Origin of the sequence: Acidocella aminolytica 101 = DSM 11237 (assembly GCF_900129125.1) — a bacterium.
Taxonomy (GTDB): domain Bacteria; phylum Pseudomonadota; class Alphaproteobacteria; order Acetobacterales; family Acetobacteraceae; genus Acidocella; species Acidocella aminolytica.
This window is the reverse complement of the sequence record NZ_FQVJ01000031.1, coordinates 25,241-44,209: the sequence shown is the minus strand read 5'-3', so window position 1 is coordinate 44,209 and position 18,969 is coordinate 25,241. Positions and strand designations below refer to the sequence as shown.

Below are 18,969 nucleotides of genomic sequence, written 5' to 3'. Positions count from 1 at the left end.
GGCTGTCCCTCCATCACCCGGCATGTCATCCCCTCCGGCCATTTCTGGCGTGCTGTAGGGGGTTCCCACAATATCCAGCAACTCGCCAACGGGGACTTCTTCAACCCTGCCAGGAAGGCGGATGCGCTGCCCGAGCAGCCGGTTAAGGCATTGCCTCCATTCCGGCTCGCTCTCGATGCGTTCCACCGCTGCCCGTACCCATGGAGTGCCCGCAACAAATGCGTCCGCTTCCTCCCTGGTGGCAGTCCGCCGGGAACGGAGAGACCATGCACCGGCGAGAGGTACACCAACTGTGTCGCCTGTGCGGCGTGACCCCCCTGCCCTCGCAATCGCGGACGCGAAAACCTCCGCGTTTGCGCGAATAGTCGGCAACAGCGAGAGCGTGCGGGCGCGAAGCCGAGCGGCAAAACCAGGGGTAACGATTTCGGCCTGCAAGCTTTTCAGCTTCTCGAAATGCGCGGCCCGCGCGTCTTTATCCCGTGCCGGGCGCAGCGAAAGAACAATGGTCCGGCTTTCATCAGCCGCTTGCGAGAGCGCCACGTTGACGCTTGCAAAGGCAAACATAGACCTGATTCTGAATCGGCGTGCCTGTCCGGTCTGTGTTGATTTCACAATATCCGCGCCATCCTCGCTTGATGCCTGCCGGGCAAGGTCAAGAACCTGCTGCATGCGGTCGGCATCGCGCTGGTTCTGCGTTTCTGCTTCATCAAACACCACCGGGCGCGCGTCCCGGCCAAGGGCGGCACGTAACCCGGCTTCTGTCGTCTTGGATTGCACCCGCAACTCAGCCCCGCCAAGCATGGGCTTCAGGATATTATCAAGCAGCCAGCTTTTACCCTGGCCAGCCTCCGAAGTAATCCAGACGTGTGGCCGCCACGGCATCGCCCCACAGAACGCTGAAACGGTTATCCACCCGGCCAGCATGCGGCCCATGCTGCTAGTGTCCACGCCATCGTCGTTTGCATCCTCCCAAGGGAGGGCGGCGCATAGGTCAAGGAAGCGTTTTGCTTCCTCGGTTTCTGCCGGTTCTGCGCTGAAGGAAACGCCAAGCTTAGGCGCGCGCTCATAGATGCCCTGCCCTTCCCATTCAGTAGGCGAGATGATTTGACCATCAACGGCCAAATGATCGCCAGCATGCACAACGGGGCGCCCGTCATCTTCCAGCCAAACGCCACGGCCTCGCACGCGGCCCGCATCAAACGGCCCCGCCGCGTAAGACATGCGCAAAACCATATCATTCGCTTGCTTTGTATCCATGCCGGTTTTGCCGGAGCATTCGGATTCCCACCAGAAAAGCGGGGCAAGCTGAAGCAACGCCCCGGCTGAACCAAGCTCGCGGCCCGAAAACTCCAACACCTGCCCCCCTCTGTTTGGCAGAAAAAAGAACGTGCTGCGGTCATAACCGAGAGCCTGAAAGGGCAGGTTAGGGCGTGGTGCGCTATATCCGCCTTCCATATCTCCGGCTGTGTCAATATCGCCGCCATAATCAGGCATGATTGCGCTCTTTCAATTCATCCGCGCATAGGCAAGGCCATTGCGGGCAAGTTTCATCAATCGTGAGGCCGTCAAAGTCCGGGCAATAGTGAGATGCCCAACCCGTCAGGACGCGGCCCCGGTCTGCAAAGCAGTTTTCCGCCCAAACGCGGTCAAGCCTGCCATCTTCAATGTTCATTCGTTTCCTGTTGTCGTTACTGGATTACGAACGCCCGACGCCATCCCGCTGCGGATAGTGTCGCGCGCCTCTTTATCTGCTAACCCTGATTTACGCGCAATCGTGTATAGCACGGAAATAACATAATTCTGATCTAGCAGCCCCGCGCCCACATAGCGGCCCACCGCATAGGATTGCCGGTTTAGCTCCGCATTGCGCGTGCCGGGCTTTGCATATTGCACATTATCAACCGCGCGCTCTAAGCGCCGCCGGGCGCGCGGTTCTGTTGCCGGGCGCTGCTGCATGCGCTTGGGTATAGGCGGTTCAGGCGGAGGGGCTAAGGCTTTAAGCAACCACGCGGGCGCCTCGGGTAAGGGGCACTCCCAAGGCGCCAACCCCGGCGCCCACCTGTAGGCGTTGCGCGTTCTTAGATGCGTGGAGGGAGGCACAGTTACCGTAAGCGGCCCGGCGCGGGGATCTAACCCAGCCACCGGCCAGCCGCTCCGGCGGCAGATCGGCGCGCCGTTATCGCGGAAAAACAGCGCAAACCCACCGCTGCCACTTCGCGTGGTTGGGCGAGGGGGGAGGGGGGTGTTTTTGGCCACAAGATCGCGCAACGCGGTTATGCCATCGCCGTTATGGTCATCTCCCGGCGCGTCCACGTCTAGCCCGATAATGCCGGAGCCTTCCATGACAACACGCCAGTTACACCCCGGAAATCGGCGCGCCCACGTTTCAAGCTGGTCTAGGTCATGCGTAGCTAATTCGTGGGGCTTTGCTCCATCCTTAAACTGGCTGACAAGGGCTGCACGGCTCCGCGTGCTGGCCGGATAGAGCCGCCAGCCCAACAACGCCAGGGCTTCGATTTCTTGGGGCAGGGCGGTCATTTTAGCAGCCTGTCATGGCTTAAAGGCTTTCCGGCGAAATCCGCGCCCTTCCGAGGATTTCCTTTAAACGCCCGGAGGCGCGTCCGTTTTCCATCCTCCCAAAACCCCGGCTCAGCATGAGGGCGATTGCCTCCCGCGCCACCGAAGGTGATTGCGCCCCGCTTTTTGCGATGTGCGACAATTCTTCTGCCGCGCACCAAGCCGCGTGTTCCGCCAATATGGCGCGGTGCATTAGGTCATCCCTCTCCCGGCGCAAGATGTTTATTTGCGCGTGCGCTTCATCAAGGTGACTCATGCCGAAAACTCCACCACATAATCCGGCGAAGTTGATAAATCAGCGCCCACCATCACGGCGCCCCCGCTATTCGCATCAGCCTTCCGCCAGCCCCGGCGGATTAGGAATTGCGCCAATTCCTCCACATCCGCGATCAAGACGCTGTGGCGACAGGTAACGAATGACCAAGTTGCAATGTCGCGCCTCATCTCTTTTTCGCTAACGTCCATTAAATCAGCGCCCCTTCCACAGTCTCGATTGCGCCCGCTGGGGTGCGCCAAATTGCCGCCAAACCACCGGCGGCATCCACAATGCGCGCCCAATTCTTTTGGGCCTCCGCCGCTTTGCCGCGCAGGGCCTTCACCTCGCCTGATATAAAAACCGCGATCTTGCGGCCCACATGCTCCGGCTTGATGGTTATGGAGCGCCAGCCGATGAGGTCGGCAGACCCCGGCGCAAGGCCGAAAGTTGCCGGGCGCGCGTTCTTGAGTAATACGCGGTCCCCTTCCTGCTTGAGCAACTGGCCGCTCCACCCGAAGCCCACATGATTGCGGAAAATCCGCACGTCAGGACGGCCCCCTATCGCCAGCATGATCTTGGCTTGAATGTCTGATTCACTGGCCATTTTTATTCCTTTTTTCGTGTTCCGCCAGCGCCGCAGCCCGGCGCGGCGCATTGTGCTGGTTTTCAGTTGCGCGAAGCGTGTTCACGATTTCTTTGAAATCATCCGCACGCACGCTTAGCTCGATTGGCGAAACGCCACGGCCAAGCATGGTTGAGATATTCGCCAGAACTCGCTTGCGGTCTGCATCAGCCTCGATTGCCTCCACGCTCAGCGCGTGGCCTTCATCCGAGACTGTGACGCGCAACTTCTGCACGCCATCCCATAGCCGGGCATTGACTTCATAAGTTTGGCTCATGCTGCTTTTTTCGCCTCCCTGCGGCGCTTAGCTTCCTGAAACTGCATCCAGGGCCATTGCGGGCTGTATCCGCGCGCCTTCCCGATTTCCCGCAACTCCGCCAGCGTTTCGCTGCCCGTGAGAATATCTGTAAGCTTCCCTTTCCGAAGCTGCGCAATGCGCGCCGCCATGGCTTCATCAACTTCCTTCAACTCGCCTGGGGCAGACACAAGCGGCAACTCCGATAGTGTGGCCTTCCCTGCGTTATAGTCGTGGCCACAATGCGGGCACACAGGCGCCGGTTGGTGGATGGCAAAACAGCCAGGGCATTGCTTCAATGTTGGTGCCGTGCGTTCCTTTTTGCATTTCCCGTCAAGGCTCCAATCGCGCTCAGTATCCGGCAACCCGTGGCGCAGCGTGTTGCCGCTATGGTCAAGTAGAATTAGGTGCGGTTTGTTACTGGCTGCTATGGCCAGCAACCGCCCGGCACGGTCATTTAGATCAAACCCCGGCGCGTAAACGGTTCGCAACCCCCGCCCTACCTGCTGCATCCACAATCCCAAACTTGTGGTTTTGCGCACTGAGATGACGCAAGAAACCGTGGGAATGTCCACGCCTTCGCTCACAAGGTCCGCCACGCAAAGCACCTGAACCGCGCCAGTTTCCAGGCCGCCAAGGGCTGCGTCGCGGTCTTTGCCTTTCATGGTGCCGTCAGCAAACGCGGCGCGCCATCCCGCAGCACTGAAAGCTTGCGCGACATGCTCCCCATGCTTTCGATTGGCACAGAAAACGATGGTCGGCAGGCCCGGCGCGTAGCGCGCATAATGCGCCACCACGTCGCCCGTGATCGCGGGCGTGTCCATCACCTCCGCCAGCGCGTCCGGTACATAATCGCCGCCCCGGATTGGCACGTTTGACACGTCAGCCTCTACGGACGGCGCATAAGTCTTAGTGCGGACCAAATAGCCATCTGCTATCAGGTCGCCAATTTTCGGGCCGTCAACCAGCACGTCAAAGCAACCGCCAGCCGCCACCCCGAGACCGCGCCCGTCCTGGCGCTCTGGCGTAGCCGTAACCCCAAGCAGACGCGCCTTAGGGTTGGCGGTAATAATCTGGTCCCATTGCCCGGCAACCGCGTGGTGCGCCTCGTCAATGACAATAAGCTTGAAGCCCTGCGCCTCCGGCCTATCAAGGCGCCGCGCAACGGTCTGCACGCTTCCCACCCGCACAAGGTCGCGGGTAGGGGTGAAGCCGGGGGCAATAATGCCGTGCGGCACATTGGAAAGAGTCAGCTTTTTTGACGCTTGCCGGATAAGCTCGCGGCGGTGCGCTAAGATTAGGGTGGGCATATTTTTTTCAGCGGCGCGTAGCGCAACGTCCGAAAACATGATGGTCTTTCCGGCCCCGGTGGGCGCCACCAACAACGGGGCGCGATGCCCCGCAGCATAGGCGGCGCGCACACCATCTAAAGCATCGCTTTGATAGGGGCGAAGGTTAATCAAATGAAATGCCCCACAATCAGCGAAAGCGCGGCCAGGGCGGCCCCTTCAGCCACCCACGCAAACAACTGCACGGCGCTCAAGCATGGGCGCTTGTAGCTATGAAAAAAGCGGCGCATGAGGCGCTTAGAACGGAATTTCATCGTCACTCCAACCGCTGCTGTCATGGCTTCCGCCCCCGCCTTGCGCCCGTCCGGTAGCGCGGCTCTGTCCGTCATTTTGGCCATCTCCGCTGACGCTTTGCAGAATCGTAAGGACTCCGCCAAACCGAGGAATAATCACCTCAGTTGAATAGCGATCTTGGCCGCTCTGATCGGTCCATTTGCGGGTTTGAAGCTTGCCCTCAACATAAATCTTTACGCCTTTTTCGAGGTATTTTTCGGCAACATCTGCAAGGCTGTCGTTAAAAACAACCACGCGATGCCACTCCGTCAGCGTCTTACGTTCGCCTGAGTTTTTGTCCTTCCAGGACTCAGAAGTTGCAACGCTAAGGTTGACTATTTTGCCCCCGCCTTGCGTGTTGCGAACTTCGGGGTCTTTCCCGAGATTCCCAACAAGAATCACTTTGTTTACTGTTCCGGCCATAATCGTTATATTCCTTTCTCAGAATGTTATTGTTGGCGCCTTGCCAAGTGCTACCCCCGCAAGCTACGATTAGCGCGTTAGTGTTGGGCCGAAGGGAAGGGGCAACCGGCTAGTGCAGTACCGGCAATAATCGCCCCCCATGTCGCGCTCGCGCCAGCGGGTAAAGAGTCGTTTGTCGTCAACCGTATTTGATTGAGGCCGCAGTAATTTCTTATGATTCCGACATTCAGGCCGGTTTCATCTGCTATGCCCGCCACATCCAAGCCATCCATGGCTAGATTGCGGATTTGCTCGCTCTGTTCTTCAGTGAGATCAAGACGCTTATCGGGTGCTGACAAGTCAGCGGGAAGGCCGAGGACGCGGACGGCGTGCCGGATTGTCGGATTTACGGCCCGCCCTAGCTGCCGCGCAATGGTGTTCCATCCAAAACGCTTGCCGCGCATGATTACGATTGTGCTGTTTTCTTCTTCAGAAAAGCGCCGTACTTCTCGCGCCATCCGTCTCCGCCCCCGCACGGTCTTTCAATGGGGGCCGTTCAATCCCCACCCCCCGAAACTCCGAAGGGCGGGGACTTTTGTATTCCAACTTAGATTACTTGAAAAGGGGCTGTGAGCCTATGACAAAAGAAAAAACAACAACCAGTGAGGCTGGTAGTCGCGCACGGTGGACAGCCGTAGAGGAAACAGTCCGCAAGGACATAGGCCAGCGCATCCGGCAAGTAAGGGAATTGGCCGGAATAACTCAGCTTGAACTTTCTGAAATTCTCGGAACAACTCAAGCAAAGTGGTCAAAATATGAGTTGGGTATGAATATGCCTGACCCTATGAGCATGATTGAGTTTTGTGCGAAGTTTGGCGTGACTTTAGATTACATTTATCGCGGTCTTGTATCTTCTCGTTGTAGTCGTGAAATGGTTTCGCGCCTTGGTGAATTGGAGCCTGGGCAGTCTCTAAAAATTCCGCGCAGGGCGCGCCGCAGTCCCAACACCGAACGCGGCTAGTGCAGATGCTCCAATCGGAAAAACCTTGAAGTAACTTTCTTTTTCCTGTGACCTTCATTTTGTAACCCACTATCTTAACCATTGTTCAGATAACTTTTATCACCTGGGGTTGTTGCCCGGAATAGCCCGGCGCGCGCTGTATCAAAAAAATAAATTTCAAGACGCGCCGTGCATCTATAGGAACAGCATTCAGCATGTAATAGGCACGCTTAATCTAGTGATAGGCGGTTGACATGCGGTTGTTTGATAATCCCCTGATTGAATGCGTAACTTTCAAAATGGAGCGGCGACGGCATGTTGCCGTTTCAGCCCTAGCCCTCCATTACGCTGCGGCCCGCAATGATCGTGTTGCCGGGGTTGAAGCTTCTGTTTTTGACTTCAAAAAATCCCCTCAAGAATGGAACATGCTTCTTGGTGTTCCCGCAGGACTTCTAACTGAGGTTGAAAACGTCTCCGAATGGAAATTTCGGTATGGAATAGCTCGGGGGGATGGTCTCTTGGTTGGAGCCGTAGGCAGCACAATACCGCGCCCCGGCTTGCAAGTGATTTATCATGCGCAGCAGTTGCGCCCATTTTAGTAGGGGCGGGTGAATGAAAAAAACTGAGGCTACCCCGGCATACTCGCGCCTTCAACTATCTGAAGCAATGGCAACCCTTCATAGATTGCGTTCTGATCTTTTGGAGATGGACCCAACGATTGCCGAAGATGAGGCGCTTCTTTTTGATATGCTTGACGGGGAAGGGGGGGAGGCCATGGAAATGCTGCGCACAGCAATGCGGGCCTCTCTGGAAGCGAAAAGCATTGCGGACGGCATAGAGCATCGCCAGGATACACTAGCCTCGCGCCGCATGAAAATGCTTGCCAGGGCTGACAAAATCAAAGGGGCGGTTGTTGCCACAATGCAGGCACTTGGCCTGAAGAAGCTGCCGGACGTGGAATTTACACTGACCATCACGCCAGGGCGCCGGTCTGCGAAGATTACAGACCCTACGCTTCTACCTGAGAAGTTTATAAAGACCGAAACCACACGCACTCCGAAGAAAAAAGACATAGCGGAGGCTCTGAAGGCTGGTGAGGTTGTCCCTGGCGCCACTCTGAGCAACGGCGAACCCGTTGCAACCGTCCGCCATTAATCGAAAGAAAGAGAGCTATGCTTAACTCCCGTCAAAAAGCACACAATCACGAGCGCGCCGCCGCCGCTTGGGTCTCCATGTATGCAGCGCGGCGCGGGCGCCGCCGTTTTTACGCCGGTGCGCCCAACCGGCGTGTGGTAGCAAACAAGAGCGGTGATAAGCTTTACCACTTCACCAAGGGTTTCACCGGGGGGTGCAAGTGAGCGAGGACGCGCAATACCAGAACCCCGCTATGCGCTGGCTTGAATCGGGAAAAACCGACGAGATCAACGCGGCGCTGGCAAAGGCCCAAGGCGCGTTTCCTAATCCTGAGAAGGACCGGGAAAACCCTCATTTCAAGAGCCGTTATGCTTCGCTCGCCAGCGCCATAGATGCCACACGCGAGGCGTTGGCTGCTAATGAGCTTGCGGTCACGCAAGTCATCAGGCGTGATGGAAATTCCATTGATCTTGTCACCACCCTGCGCCACTCATCCGGGCAATGGATTACATCTGAATATCCGTTGTTCAAGGCGAATGCAGGCCCGCAACCTTTCGGCTCTGAGCTTACTTACGCGCGCCGCTATAGCTACAGCGGCATATTACGTCTTGCGGCAGATGAAGATGATGACGATGGGGAGACCGCGCAGCGCCAGCCAGCCCGCAATCAATCGCGCGGCAACCAGAAGCGCCAAGAGACTGAAAAGCCGAAGCCAAAGGAAAAACTGCCGCTATTTTCAGCGCTGCGGCCAAATGGTGAAATCTTCGCAGCCGAAGGGGCGCAGGCCCTCATTGAGTGGTGGGGCAAGCTGACATCATGGGCCGTCAAGGACGGCAAGCTGCCCACGCTGCGCGCTGCCCAGAAGGGCAATGAAGCGATTTTCAAGGCTCTGCGTGAGGCCGGTCACGGCGTTGTTGTTGACAAGATCAACGCTGAAATTGACGCGGCTTGCAAGGATTCTGAACAGAAGGACGGTAAATAATGAGTGACGAAACCGCACCCCCTCCGGCGCCCCAGCATGAGGGCAGGCGATTTTATAGGGAGCCGCCGGAGCCGCGCGCCCAGCGCCGTCGCGGCATTGTGGACGGCGGAGCGGGAACAGTCCGCGTGACAATTCCCGGCGGTGACGTTCTTTCGTTCTCAACCGCCGGACTGCCCAAGGCGTCGATGGATTACCTAGCTACGCTGGGGCTATGGTCTTATCTGTCGCGCGCGGGCGATATGGCAGACGCCATGGCTAAGCTTGGTGCGGGGGAGGTGCCCGCCCCGAAGAAAACAGAGTTAAAGCTGACACAGTGGCGGCAGGCGGTGGCAGGCGCGATGGTGGAAGCATGCAGAAAGGCAGGCAAGCCGATTACACACGATGAGGCGCGGACGCGGGCGGCTGAGATGGACCGTGGCGCCGTGGAATCGCATAAGCGTGACCCCCTGGTGATTAAGCATTGGCACAAGATCAACGGGACAGCCCCGGCGGGCGCTTCGGCGCTTGTGGAGGCGGCGGGGGTTACGGATGAGGCCGCCCCCGAATAATTCAAGGATAGCATAGATATAACGCTATCTCTGATAGACGAGATATGATAAAACCCCCGACATGCGGCGCGTTGCCGCCATAAGGGGGTTTTATTATGGGCACCATCCTAACGATTGCCACCTCAAAAGGTGGCGCCGGGAAATCTACTCTAGCGCAATGCCTGTCGGCCAACTTGGCGCAACTAGGTTATGCCGTCACCGTGATAGACGCTGACGCAAATGCCACGCTTTCCGACTGGCATGCCAATGTTTACGAGGGCGCGCCGTTTCGCTGTCTTGCCGAGTGCCGGGAGGTTGAGGTGATTGACGCGGCCCAGGCGGAAGCAGAGGCCGGTGATATAGTTGTGATTGACACGGCGGGCTTTGCCAACCTAACCGCCGCCAGCGCAATTAGCGTCGCTGACTTTATCCTTGTGCCGTGCATGCCAGACAGAAGCAGCACCCGCGAAGCTATCCGCACAGCGCGCAAAATTGAGTCTCTTGGGAAAGCGGCGCGGCGCGCCCTTCCTTATAGGGTAATCGGCACGCAATGGCGCACCGGCGGCCTTGTTGAATCTGCGACTCTTGACGCTCTGAAGGCTGAAGGGTTGCCCGTCATGCGCTACGCGCTGCCTCATCTATCCGCGTTCCGTAAGGCCAGCTTTACCGGGAACCTGCCTGTTAGTGGGCGGTTGGGGGTTGAGGCTGACCGGCTTATTGGCGAATTAACCGAAATCGGGGCCATTCCTGCGGCCCGTGTTGGGAGTGCTGCATAATGGCGTTGAAGGCAAAGAAAATCTCCGGGGCGGAGCTTGTGAGCCAGATTTCTAAAGCAACGGCGGATTTACCTGCGACAACCCCCAAACCAGCCCAAGCAGTTGCCGAGCCAGCGGAGCCGGTTGAGCAGCAACGCGGCAGGGGACGCCCTCCCAAGCCGCAGCGTGAAAAGCTTGAGCAAGTCAACTTTCGCTGTTCCCGTGAATTTTGCTCGCTACTTTTGGATGCGTCCAGGGACGTTGGCATGAGGCAGTTTATAGCCACTCTAGCCAAGAAGGCCGGTTATGACGTGCCGGAGTTTGACTTGCAACCTACGGCTAAAAGCCGGGTTTTGTGAGGGAAGGGGGCTTATGCCCCCTTTTTTATTCGCCATCTTCAGACACAAACCGCACGCTGCAATCACCGCAAAGGAGATTGAGAGAAGGCTTGCCCCATGCGTTTGCGCCGCAGTCCGGGCAAGTAAATTTCGTTTTATTGGCGGTTTTCTTGCGCGGCGCAGGGGCTTCCCCTTCTCCCTGGCCTTCGTCGTCACCGTTTCCGGCTGGCCGTGACGGGGCGCGGGAGCGAGAGCCATCATTATCAACGTCGCCCCACCTGTCGCTGTAACGGATTTCAAAGCCCTTCCCGAGAAGGGCGCGGCAAGCAGACTCAAACGGGCCGCCTTCAACAATGAGGTGCGTCATAGATGGGCCGGTTTCTTTGCCGCCAGCGCGGCCCGTATCAGTTGGTTGCAGCCCCACACGCTTCATCAGCTTAGCCCATTCTGCGTTGTGGTATCCGCCCCGGCTTGGGCTTCCAAAGTGGTGCTGCTCAAGGTGGGTCATCTCATGAACTAGCGTGGAGAGCGTTTCTTCTGCCGTGCGCCCCTTAAAATGCACCGGATTTAATGCAATTTCATCCGTCTTGCCGTCGCCCGCAATCTCTCCAAACCTATCGCCCGCAAAATACCCAAGCGCACCCTTGTGGCGCTGCATCGTGATAATGCAACCGGGCAAACGACCCTCAAAAAGCACCTGGTTAAAATGCTCATAAGCCTCTGAAAAACCTACATAAACTTGTCGGGTAGGGTTGTCTGTCATCGTCATCTGCTCTGTTTTGTATGGTACGAAACAATTAAACATGATAGCTAAGATATGTCAACTATCGATGATAGCACTGATAGCTTGTAATAGCGGGGAGGTTATGCCGGTGACAACGCTCCGGCGCTTTTCCCGAGCCTAATAAGGGCTGCGTCAAGCCGGTTTGCCGGGTCTAAAACCACGATCTTTATATTAGAAGAATCTTGGTTTTGGGTTCCGGGCGAATTTTCCGCCTTAGTAGGATTCTCGCGGGGTTGCGGCGCGGGGGAGGGGTCACGGAAGCTGTAACCGTTGCTTGTCCGCAGCACGGCGCCAGGAACGCGGCGGAGGCGATGCACCCAGGTTAACAGCCCCGACAATTCAAGCATGCGAATTGCCTTGCGCACTGTGTCGCGGTGGCACCGGGCATGCTTTGCAATAGCGTCGTAGCCGGGAAAGCAGGCGCCGGTTTTAGCGTTGTGGAAGCCCCAAAGGAGGGCGCGCAAAACGTCCATATAAGCCCGCGTCAATGGGCCGGTGTGTTGTCCTGGCTGGCGTTGGCGTGCGGACCATGCCGCTGCATAGGCCATAATCCGGGCCTTTGCGTTCCGGTCTAGTGGCCTGCCGGTCGGCAAGCCGAAAATCTTTTCGCGCTTCATCTTCTGCCCCCATTATCGGAGGCGCCCGAAGCCCAAGGCGCACAAATCCGCGCACCGAAAGGTGTTGCGTATGGTCCCGGAATGTGCAAAGAGAGGTCATCCTTCCCGGCAAGTTAGGATGAAATCTCTTTCATGGGCCGCCTTCGGGCGGCCTTCGATTTTTCTAGCTCAATGTCACTCTCCGAATCGCCGCCAAACGGCGGTCATTCGCGCATACCTCAAAAAGAGAAAGGCCGTCCAGGGTGGGGACGGCCTTTTTTATTCCTAATAGTAATATTTTAGACTTGACTACCCTACGGGAGTCGCGGGCGTTTGGGCTTCCTGCGGGGCCGCTAGAGTGCCGGAAGCCGCGCTCGCCGCGTCTGTGACGGCTGCTGAAGCAATGGCGGCGGGGTCGGCGGAAGCGCCGCCAGACTGAACGCGCTCATGCACAGCGGCGGCGGCGGCCCAAATTTTGGCAAGGTCGGCCGGGGTCGGCTCAGCCCCCGTTGAGATGGTCTTTTCCAGGGTTGGCCAGATTGCGGCGAACTCGGGCAGGTCTTGCAAGATTACCTGCAAAGCTGCCAGGAAGGCGGCAAGCATCAGTTTTTAACTCCATGTTGTGAGAGATAAGACGAAAAGGCCGAAACGGCGGCCTGCGCTGCGGAGGTTTCAGCCGCGTTTGTCACGCTCTGGCCAGTCTCCGCCGCCTTCACTACGGGCGTGATAGCTTTCCAGGCCGCGTCATCCAGGGCCTTGATTTCCGCCACGGTGGCGGCAGTTTTACATGGCGTCTGGCCTGCGCCGCACGCTGGGAGCGCTTCGTAGGTCATCGCCCCTGCATCCGCCGCCATATAGGTTGTCATTAGCGCTGTAACCGGCGCCGGAACATTAGAAACGGACAGGGCTGCCGGAGGGTGAGCGCAGGCGCTTAGGCCAACGCACACAGCTACGGCCAGGAAGGCGCCAACGATGCCCTGAAGGTGTTTGAGTTTCATGTCCGCCTCACGCCACCGGCGCAGGGGAAGGCGGCGCAGCCGGAACCGGCGCGGGAGAAGGTGGCGTTAGGCGTTCAATCCTGCGCTTCAATTCAACTGCTTCGGAGACCCGCGCGGAATCCCCCGCTACCCTGGCCGCGTCCTCAACCGACGACATGACGCGCAAGAGCCACGTCGCAAAGGGTGGCTGGCTACCATTCTTCGCAGCGCCGAAGTTAATAGCGATAAAGGAAATCACCTTTCGCACCGGCAACCAGTGAGAACCGGGCGCGGGCTGCGGAAAGGCTGCGTCAATGGCGCTGGCAACCGCAACAGCTACCGTCAAGTACGGAAGAACGGCAGAAATGTGCGCTGCGGCAAGCAGCGCGGAAACGTAACTGTTCATATCAATCCCGAAAAATTGTTAAGCTGCAATCTGCATTTTTTTGGGGACCATCCCCAGGGCGACGGCTTCGCGGCGATCTGTTCTTTTCGTCCATCCGTCACCAAACTCCACAAAAGTAGGAAGCTTTCTATAAAATGCCTCTTGGGCTATTCCTAATGCTTTGATTAGCTCCACGGGGTTGCACGCGGACACGCGCCCGCGCGTTTCAGGGCCGCACACACCATCAACAAAGTCACCCACAAAACCGGCGGCTCGCTGCAATAGCTCCACAGATTCGCGGTCCCCCGCGTTCACGCCGAAGTCAAATGTCATCAAGTCGATTCCTGGCGGTAGGCCCGGAATCCAGTACCATGCACGGTAAATTGCGCCAGCTTCAAAGGAGGATAGCGCTTTAACGTCTTGCACAGTACAAGCGCGCTTGCGCCACGCGCTGAGCGTTTTGATGGTAATGCCGTATTTCGTGGCGCGCCCAGGGTCGCACGGATTGTCCACGAATCCGCCTTCTTCCTGCAATGTGAAATTGCGGCACGGTATAAAATTATCCATATATCACCAAGAAGAAGAACAAAGATGCGGTGAAAGTAAAAGGTCACGGGGCGTAACCCTGTTCACATGGTCGGTGCGTAGCAGCGGCGTTCCAGCTCGCGCCATCGCCCATGCCACGAACTCACTACAGAACCACGCATCCTTTGACCGCCAGTTGCGATGCAGCCCAAAATTGACAATTCCGCCCCAATCATAGGGCTTTCCAATTTCCTCGCGGGCGCAACGTAAAATCAGCGCTGCGCGGGTGCTGCTGATCTGAGGGAGGGCGAAGTATTCCACCCGCCCGGTGAAATCAGCCTTGCGCTCTGAAACCCCATAGGTCGGGTGCGCGTCGAGGATATTCCCGTTCTTCAAAAGAAAACCTGTGTGAGCGCACCAAGACCATGTTGCGGTGCGGACTATAGCGCCACCAATGCCGGAGCCTTCAGAAAAAAACAGCTTCAGCATGAGCGATGCTCAGGGAAAAACGGCTGAATGTGCAGAATTGGCTTGCGCATGCGGACAAACTCTTTGATTTCATGCGCCATCCCTCGGGATTCTTCCCATCCGGTCGCCATGTAAACTATGATGCCCTTAGCGCTTTCCATCATGGGCGCGTCAACCTTCATCCAGAAATCATGATCTGTCATATGGATGCCTGCGCGGGCTGCTACGGGGTGGCCGTGAACAATCGGGGAATAGACCGGATAGCCCATCCCCATAATTTTTGCCGTAGCGTCCAGGGCCATCTTATAAGCAGCATCCAGGCCGCCCTTGTATTTTGAGTATGGGGTAGCGAGGTAGTAAAACATGGCTTTTCCTTGTTGAAGCCGGGGCGGTCATCGTTTCCAATTCCGCGCATGTGGTAGGTTGCGATTGCGAGGGCGTTCCACGCCGCTGCAATCATGTGGTGTGAGCCGGTTTCCGGGTCGAAATCTTCGCCGCGCATCCACGCCCAAGCGTGTCGCATGAGGGATGCAAAGCATTTCCCCCAGGCCATGCCGCGTTCCCAATTCCTTTCTGGATACTTTTTCAGGGAAATAGTGTAATGCACCGCTAGAGCGTGGAGCGCGTCGGGTGGAATGAGATCATAGCGCGGCTTTTCGTCGTCATACCGCAAGCCGCCCCCATCAGGGGCGGCACTCTGTTTTTTCATGTTGTGGCCTTATACGTTGGCGCGCTTGGCCTGCTCATACTTCCCGCGCTTCCAAGTCAGAAAGTCTGCACCTTCCTCCGGGTCGAGGAAAACAGTCACAAGGTTGCGCTCGCTGGTGGCTTCGGGGTCGAAGATCGTAACAGCATTGGCCGTGATGTTTGAATCAGGAAGCCCTAGCGTGTCCGCATAGCGGTCGTGGGTCTTGTAGCTGGCAATCCGCAACGCATGGGATATAAGGCCGCTGGCCGGGTCTTTAAGCACGTTGTAGCCGGTAACGTGGGTATGACCGGCAACAAGCAGATGATCGCGCCAACCCATTTGCACGGCCTTTGCAAGCCCGTGGGCCGGGTTCCACATGCTGTGACCCCGGAAGTCATGACGGGCGTTGACACGGATCTTTTTTCCGTTCGGAAAAGTGAGATTCAGCCTCACGCCATTGTCATCAAAGGCGCCCGGCTGCTGGCGGATAAGCCACCGCAACGGGTCTCCCGCACCATTCCAGCAACCATGATTACCATTGATAATCACAAGCCAGGGAAGGGCTTGAATTAGCCACTCCACTAGCACCCAAGTCTCCGCCGCGCTGGTGGACTGTTCGCCATAGAGCCGGGCCAAGCGCCCTACCCAATGGTTTCCAGTATCCCCGATATTCGCAGCGAAAAGACCCGGCGTGCGCTTCACTAGCTCAACGTGGCGCTCCACCAGGGCAATATCAGTGCCGGGGTCATCAAGGTGCGGGTCGCCAAACCACGACACACCAACCGGCCCGGCCAATTTCACCGGCACGTCAATCAAGCGCCTAGCCTGCTTTGCAGCGTCCACGCGCTCAAACTCCGCCTTGCGCCGCTCAATCAGCGCTTGCGCGGTGGGTAGTGTGGAAGGCAATTCCGGCATATCAAAGCCGGTTTCCTCACGCTCAAGCTTCCGCTCAGCCATGGCAATGCGGGATTGAAGGGTGGTGTGGGGAATGCCGAGAGCCGCCGCTGCTTTGCGCAGGCTGCCGTATTCAGCCAAGGCGTTGCGGGCTGCGGTGAGTGCGTCAGCCGAGACAGAACGGGCCATTAGTGGATGCCCCCAGGACGCATGGCCTTTAGGAAAGACATGACATTGTTTGCGAAAAACGCGATGCTGCCGCCGATTGTGCCCAGCACAACCAGCCAATGCAGCATTTTCTTTCCAATGCGGGCGTTTTCCGCCAACTCAACCAGTACCGCGATGCGTTCCGCCGTCAAATCATCAACGGTGAAGGTTTTTTCTTTATCTTTTGTCATTGTTCTTCTTTAAAAAAGAAGCGCCTGAAGGCGCCTTATGCGTCTGGATTACTGCCAGACAATCGCCTGAACGTCCGCAACGGTTGTCGCGGCCTGCACCTGCGCCTTGAAGGTTTCATACTTGCTGCGGCATTGAGAGATATGCGCAACCATTTCACCGCACACCTGAATCATGTCGGCGGGGGCAATCATCACGTTGCCGGTGGAGGTGCCAAGCCAAAAGCCAAGCTTATACCACGTCACAGCACCATCCGTGACGGCAGACTGAAACGCCGTGGGCGCTGCGGGCGCTGCGGTTCCAGATACGCCCCCGCTAAACGTCACCAGGGGAACGCCTCCCACAATAACCAGCGCGTTTTTGGCGTAGGTTGCCCCGCTCGCCCATGCTGCTGCCTGCAACGCGGTTTGCGCCGTGGCAGCGTTCATGGTCATGTTTGCCTGATCGGAAGCGGAAAGCGTAACCGTGGCGGATGCTCCGTTAATCGTGGCGGAAAAGCCCGCGGTGATTGCCGAGGCACAAGCCTGATTGAGAGCCGCGAGTTGCGCGGCCTGCGCAGCCGCTAGAGTGAGCGTTGAAGCCACGATAGCCCCGGAGCTAATGGCCCAGGCATCCGGGTTCTGATACTGCGCTTGTGTGCAGGAAACGGCACCAGAAGGAAGCGTGTCGTCATAAGCAACCCCGGCGCCCATGGCGCCGTTTGCCTCAAAAAGATAATACTGCAAGGATAAGCCCCTTAGATATACTTGGCATAAAGCGCAACATTCATCGGGCCGCCGCTGGCCTGCGAAGCGCTGGCCTGAATGGTCACGCTTTGCCCCGCTGTCACGGATACAATCCCAACCCCCGCGCCTGCGCCGCCCGCTGAAGCGGGAGACCGGGACGCCTGGAAAAATCCAACCGTTCCATTGGTTGCTGAAACTGACAGGTCAGTTGAACCCGAATAATAATCAGCGGTTGCAATAACCTCTAATTTTCCGGTAGCTGGCGCTGTAAACGTCACGGACGTTGTGATGTTCGTAACGGAGTTGGCGGTGTAGTTGATCGCGTTATAATAGGTAGCCTGCACCGCCTGAGATGCTTGAAGATCGGCGGTTGTGGCTACCTGAGACCAAGCCCCCCAGCCCGCGTTATCAACATTCTGCCTCACGAATTGCAAGCCCGCCGTTGTCCAGGCAATTTGCGTCAGCCAGTTGCTTGCGCTGGGGGTGGCGCTTCCCGTCTGTGAAACCGTCCAAGCGATGCCGTAAGAGCCAGCCACGGGAATATTTCCGTCCCCCGCGTTCCACGAACTCCATCCCAAGCCAGCGGCGTTCAGGTCGCCCGGGCGGGGCATACTGAAGGCCGCCACGCCATTGAGTGCAGTCTGAACTTGCCCGAGTGTAGGCGGCTGGTAGCTTTGCACGGCGGGTCTAATCTCAGGCTGAGAGCCGGATTGATAGCGATAATCAAGGCCATCCCAAAGAAATTCAACATAGCAACCGTACACGCTTGGCAGAGTGTAAGAGTTTTGCATCACGCTTGGGGATTGGATATTGAAAGTATTATCTACCGTGGCAATCGTTACGGGGCCACTGTTGGTGCCGTAGATAAAAACGCGCTGCCCCGGCGTGGTCCCCTTGTTCAAGGGCAAGGTAAGGCCGCCGCTGCTTTCAGAGGGAAGAACCACCGTAAAAAAAGCGGTAGGATTAATGGTTTCGTTGGCCGTAGGCCAAAGGGTCTCAAAAAGTTGGCCAAGATTTACAGCATGCGTTGCATGCGTGGCGGCGGAAACCGCAACCTCTCCGGCGCTCTGTGCAATCAGGTTATACTGATTGTTTCCGGCATACTCCGCAACATAATGGGCGCCCCCCACAATTTCGCCGCCCACCATAGCCGCGCCGTTGGCATATAGGGTGCAGGTCGAAACGCCGTCTGTCAGGCTGGTTGCGCCCGTGTTGGAATTGGCCGCCTGGAAGGCAATGCGGGTTCCCGTCAACCGCGTGGTGTTTGTCAGCGCGGGCCGGAACGCCAAAATAACAGCGTTTGCCGTGGGGCTGCTATCAACAGCAAAATTCGTCGCGCCGGACTGTATAACCTCAAGCAGAGAAGGGCCGCGAAAGGCGTTTCCTGCATATTGCGCGATTGAAGTTGAGGTGATGGCGCTTTGTCCGTAGTTAACCGTAACGACATAAAGGCCAATCCACCCAACATCAACGGCGGGCGTAACTTGAGTGCCTGCCGTTGCTGCTGCTCCGGCTTTAAGCTGAAGCGCAACCTTTTGCGCGCGAACCTTGTTCTGTGCAGCACCAGAGTTGTTAGGCCCTGAGAATGGCTGAGAAGGGTTTGCCGCGTTAACGTAAGGCAGAACAACCGGGTCTGTGTCTGCTTCTTCAAAGGACGCCTCAATCAGATAATTGATTGACTGGCCAGCCGTACCTGGAGCGGCAAGCGTGAAATCGGTTCCTGCCGCTTCTGCGGCAATACCCATCTTCATAAGCGGGGATGAGTCCGCAGCGAGAGAGCCGAAGGAATTGGCATCAACCTCGGATTTTGCCCAAATTGCGCCCGGACCAATATTCACGGTTAGGCTTGCCGGGTTCGTGGGGGTGCAGGTCAACCCAACGGCGCCCGTTTCGGTGCCCATTACAGACTGCAACAGCCAGCCAAGCGAAACCATTTCATTCCGCTGGGGCTGCAAAATATCCGTATCTAGCGGAATCGCGCTAGGGTAAACGATTACTCTATCCAAGACATAATCCTGTTT

29 protein-coding genes and 1 pseudogene are annotated in these 18,969 nt (G+C 57.4%); 7 read left to right on the top strand and 23 right to left on the bottom strand.

The window, feature by feature from the left end:
- The 10 genes from BUB54_RS14890 to BUB54_RS14845 form a co-directional block, all read right to left on the bottom strand.
- Window positions 1-1,494: KH domain-containing protein (locus tag BUB54_RS14890; protein WP_217652514.1), on the bottom strand; the 1,494-nt coding region annotated here is incomplete at its 3' end.
- Between the two features lie 174 nt (window positions 1,495-1,668).
- Window positions 1,669-2,538: a bifunctional DNA primase/polymerase gene (locus BUB54_RS14880; RefSeq protein ID WP_048878239.1), complete on the bottom strand. Its 870-nt coding sequence runs from the start codon at window positions 2,536-2,538 to the stop codon at window positions 1,669-1,671.
- 19 nt (window positions 2,539-2,557) lie between these two features.
- Complete coding sequence (locus BUB54_RS14875; protein ID WP_048878240.1) at window positions 2,558-2,833, bottom strand: hypothetical protein; 276 nt, start codon at window positions 2,831-2,833, stop codon at window positions 2,558-2,560.
- Window positions 2,830-3,042: a hypothetical protein gene (locus tag BUB54_RS14870; protein WP_048878241.1), complete on the bottom strand. Its 213-nt coding sequence runs from the start codon at window positions 3,040-3,042 to the stop codon at window positions 2,830-2,832. Before BUB54_RS14870 ends, BUB54_RS14875 begins: the two co-directional genes overlap by 4 nt.
- Window positions 3,042-3,437, bottom strand: a complete 396-nt coding sequence (locus tag BUB54_RS14865; RefSeq protein ID WP_048878242.1) for a hypothetical protein — start codon at window positions 3,435-3,437, stop codon at window positions 3,042-3,044. The genes BUB54_RS14870 and BUB54_RS14865 overlap by 1 nt, the downstream gene beginning before the upstream one ends.
- Complete coding sequence (locus tag BUB54_RS14860) at window positions 3,427-3,732, bottom strand: hypothetical protein (protein WP_048878243.1); 306 nt, start codon at window positions 3,730-3,732, stop codon at window positions 3,427-3,429. The genes BUB54_RS14865 and BUB54_RS14860 overlap by 11 nt, the downstream gene beginning before the upstream one ends.
- A complete protein-coding gene (locus tag BUB54_RS14855) occupies window positions 3,729-5,213 on the bottom strand; it encodes a DEAD/DEAH box helicase (RefSeq protein ID WP_052948325.1) in 1,485 nt (494 codons plus the stop codon). Before BUB54_RS14855 ends, BUB54_RS14860 begins: the two co-directional genes overlap by 4 nt.
- Window positions 5,210-5,353 (bottom strand): hypothetical protein, encoded by a 144-nt coding sequence (locus tag BUB54_RS20925; RefSeq protein ID WP_158320090.1) that lies wholly within the window; start codon window positions 5,351-5,353, stop codon window positions 5,210-5,212. The genes BUB54_RS14855 and BUB54_RS20925 overlap by 4 nt, the downstream gene beginning before the upstream one ends.
- On the bottom strand, window positions 5,337-5,795 hold the full coding sequence (ssb, locus tag BUB54_RS14850) for a single-stranded DNA-binding protein (protein ID WP_048878244.1): 459 nt from the start codon (window positions 5,793-5,795) through the stop codon (window positions 5,337-5,339). The genes BUB54_RS20925 and ssb overlap by 17 nt, the downstream gene beginning before the upstream one ends.
- 77 nt (window positions 5,796-5,872) lie before the next feature.
- A complete protein-coding gene (locus tag BUB54_RS14845; protein WP_048878245.1) occupies window positions 5,873-6,292 on the bottom strand; it encodes a hypothetical protein in 420 nt (139 codons plus the stop codon).
- 119 nt (window positions 6,293-6,411) lie between these two features.
- Between BUB54_RS14845 and BUB54_RS14840 the strand changes: the two genes are divergently transcribed.
- The 7 genes from BUB54_RS14840 to BUB54_RS14805 all read left to right on the top strand — a co-directional run bounded on the left by BUB54_RS14840 (window position 6,412) and on the right by BUB54_RS14805 (window position 10,531).
- The gene (locus tag BUB54_RS14840; protein WP_073211881.1) at window positions 6,412-6,795 is read left to right on the top strand and encodes a helix-turn-helix domain-containing protein; all 384 of its coding nucleotides are present in this window, start codon (window positions 6,412-6,414) and stop codon (window positions 6,793-6,795) included.
- A 233-nt stretch (window positions 6,796-7,028) separates the two neighbouring features.
- Window positions 7,029-7,373 carry a hypothetical protein gene (locus BUB54_RS14835; protein ID WP_048878246.1) on the top strand — a complete coding sequence of 115 codons (345 nt, stop codon included), beginning with the start codon at window positions 7,029-7,031 and terminating at the stop codon, window positions 7,371-7,373.
- A 13-nt stretch (window positions 7,374-7,386) separates the two neighbouring features.
- Entirely contained in the window at window positions 7,387-7,929 is a 543-nt protein-coding gene (locus BUB54_RS14830; RefSeq protein WP_139284938.1) for a siphovirus Gp157 family protein, read from the top strand.
- 199 nt (window positions 7,930-8,128) lie between these two features.
- Window positions 8,129-8,890 (top strand): ERF family protein, encoded by a 762-nt coding sequence (locus tag BUB54_RS14820; protein ID WP_073211878.1) that lies wholly within the window; start codon window positions 8,129-8,131, stop codon window positions 8,888-8,890.
- The gene (locus BUB54_RS14815) at window positions 8,890-9,438 is read left to right on the top strand and encodes a hypothetical protein (protein WP_048878250.1); all 549 of its coding nucleotides are present in this window, start codon (window positions 8,890-8,892) and stop codon (window positions 9,436-9,438) included. Before BUB54_RS14820 ends, BUB54_RS14815 begins: the two co-directional genes overlap by 1 nt.
- A 95-nt stretch (window positions 9,439-9,533) precedes the next feature.
- Window positions 9,534-10,193 (top strand): ParA family protein, encoded by a 660-nt coding sequence (locus BUB54_RS14810; protein WP_048878251.1) that lies wholly within the window; start codon window positions 9,534-9,536, stop codon window positions 10,191-10,193.
- On the top strand, window positions 10,193-10,531 hold the full coding sequence (locus BUB54_RS14805; protein ID WP_048878252.1) for a hypothetical protein: 339 nt from the start codon (window positions 10,193-10,195) through the stop codon (window positions 10,529-10,531). The genes BUB54_RS14810 and BUB54_RS14805 overlap by 1 nt, the downstream gene beginning before the upstream one ends.
- 25 nt (window positions 10,532-10,556) lie before the next feature.
- On the opposite strand, the gene BUB54_RS14800 is transcribed toward BUB54_RS14805, so the two are convergent.
- From BUB54_RS14800 to BUB54_RS14745, 13 genes and pseudogenes are all read right to left on the bottom strand, one after another.
- Entirely contained in the window at window positions 10,557-11,315 is a 759-nt protein-coding gene (locus tag BUB54_RS14800; protein ID WP_082075615.1) for a SprT-like domain-containing protein, read from the bottom strand.
- A gap of 59 nt (window positions 11,316-11,374) precedes the next feature.
- Window positions 11,375-11,767: a helix-turn-helix domain-containing protein gene (locus BUB54_RS22140; protein WP_158320091.1), complete on the bottom strand. Its 393-nt coding sequence runs from the start codon at window positions 11,765-11,767 to the stop codon at window positions 11,375-11,377.
- Between the two features lie 432 nt (window positions 11,768-12,199).
- Entirely contained in the window at window positions 12,200-12,493 is a 294-nt protein-coding gene (locus BUB54_RS14790) for a hypothetical protein (protein ID WP_048878255.1), read from the bottom strand.
- The gene (locus BUB54_RS14785; RefSeq protein WP_048878256.1) at window positions 12,493-12,888 is read right to left on the bottom strand and encodes a hypothetical protein; all 396 of its coding nucleotides are present in this window, start codon (window positions 12,886-12,888) and stop codon (window positions 12,493-12,495) included. Before BUB54_RS14785 ends, BUB54_RS14790 begins: the two co-directional genes overlap by 1 nt.
- Window positions 12,889-12,895: 7 nt before the next feature.
- The gene (locus BUB54_RS14780; RefSeq protein ID WP_139284937.1) at window positions 12,896-13,213 is read right to left on the bottom strand and encodes a hypothetical protein; all 318 of its coding nucleotides are present in this window, start codon (window positions 13,211-13,213) and stop codon (window positions 12,896-12,898) included.
- A 78-nt stretch (window positions 13,214-13,291) separates the two neighbouring features.
- Window positions 13,292-13,786 carry a glycoside hydrolase family 108 protein gene (locus tag BUB54_RS14775; protein ID WP_217652512.1) on the bottom strand — a complete coding sequence of 165 codons (495 nt, stop codon included), beginning with the start codon at window positions 13,784-13,786 and terminating at the stop codon, window positions 13,292-13,294.
- A gap of 36 nt (window positions 13,787-13,822) precedes the next feature.
- Entirely contained in the window at window positions 13,823-14,266 is a 444-nt protein-coding gene (locus BUB54_RS14770) for a C40 family peptidase (protein WP_048878259.1), read from the bottom strand.
- Window positions 14,260-14,610 (bottom strand): DUF1937 family protein, encoded by a 351-nt coding sequence (locus BUB54_RS14765; protein WP_048878260.1) that lies wholly within the window; start codon window positions 14,608-14,610, stop codon window positions 14,260-14,262. The genes BUB54_RS14770 and BUB54_RS14765 overlap by 7 nt, the downstream gene beginning before the upstream one ends.
- A 35-nt stretch (window positions 14,611-14,645) precedes the next feature.
- Window positions 14,646-14,954: pseudogene (locus tag BUB54_RS22135) on the bottom strand (dATP/dGTP diphosphohydrolase domain-containing protein); the annotation flags it as partial.
- Window positions 14,955-14,963: 9 nt separating this feature from the next.
- Window positions 14,964-16,016: a hypothetical protein gene (locus tag BUB54_RS14760; RefSeq protein WP_048878261.1), complete on the bottom strand. Its 1,053-nt coding sequence runs from the start codon at window positions 16,014-16,016 to the stop codon at window positions 14,964-14,966.
- On the bottom strand, window positions 16,016-16,225 hold the full coding sequence (locus BUB54_RS14755) for a hypothetical protein (RefSeq protein ID WP_048878262.1): 210 nt from the start codon (window positions 16,223-16,225) through the stop codon (window positions 16,016-16,018). Before BUB54_RS14755 ends, BUB54_RS14760 begins: the two co-directional genes overlap by 1 nt.
- A gap of 48 nt (window positions 16,226-16,273) precedes the next feature.
- Complete coding sequence (locus BUB54_RS14750; protein WP_139284936.1) at window positions 16,274-16,948, bottom strand: DUF4376 domain-containing protein; 675 nt, start codon at window positions 16,946-16,948, stop codon at window positions 16,274-16,276.
- Window positions 16,949-16,959: 11 nt separating this feature from the next.
- A complete protein-coding gene (locus BUB54_RS14745) occupies window positions 16,960-18,954 on the bottom strand; it encodes a hypothetical protein (protein WP_139284935.1) in 1,995 nt (664 codons plus the stop codon).
- Window positions 18,955-18,969: the final 15 nt, after the last annotated feature.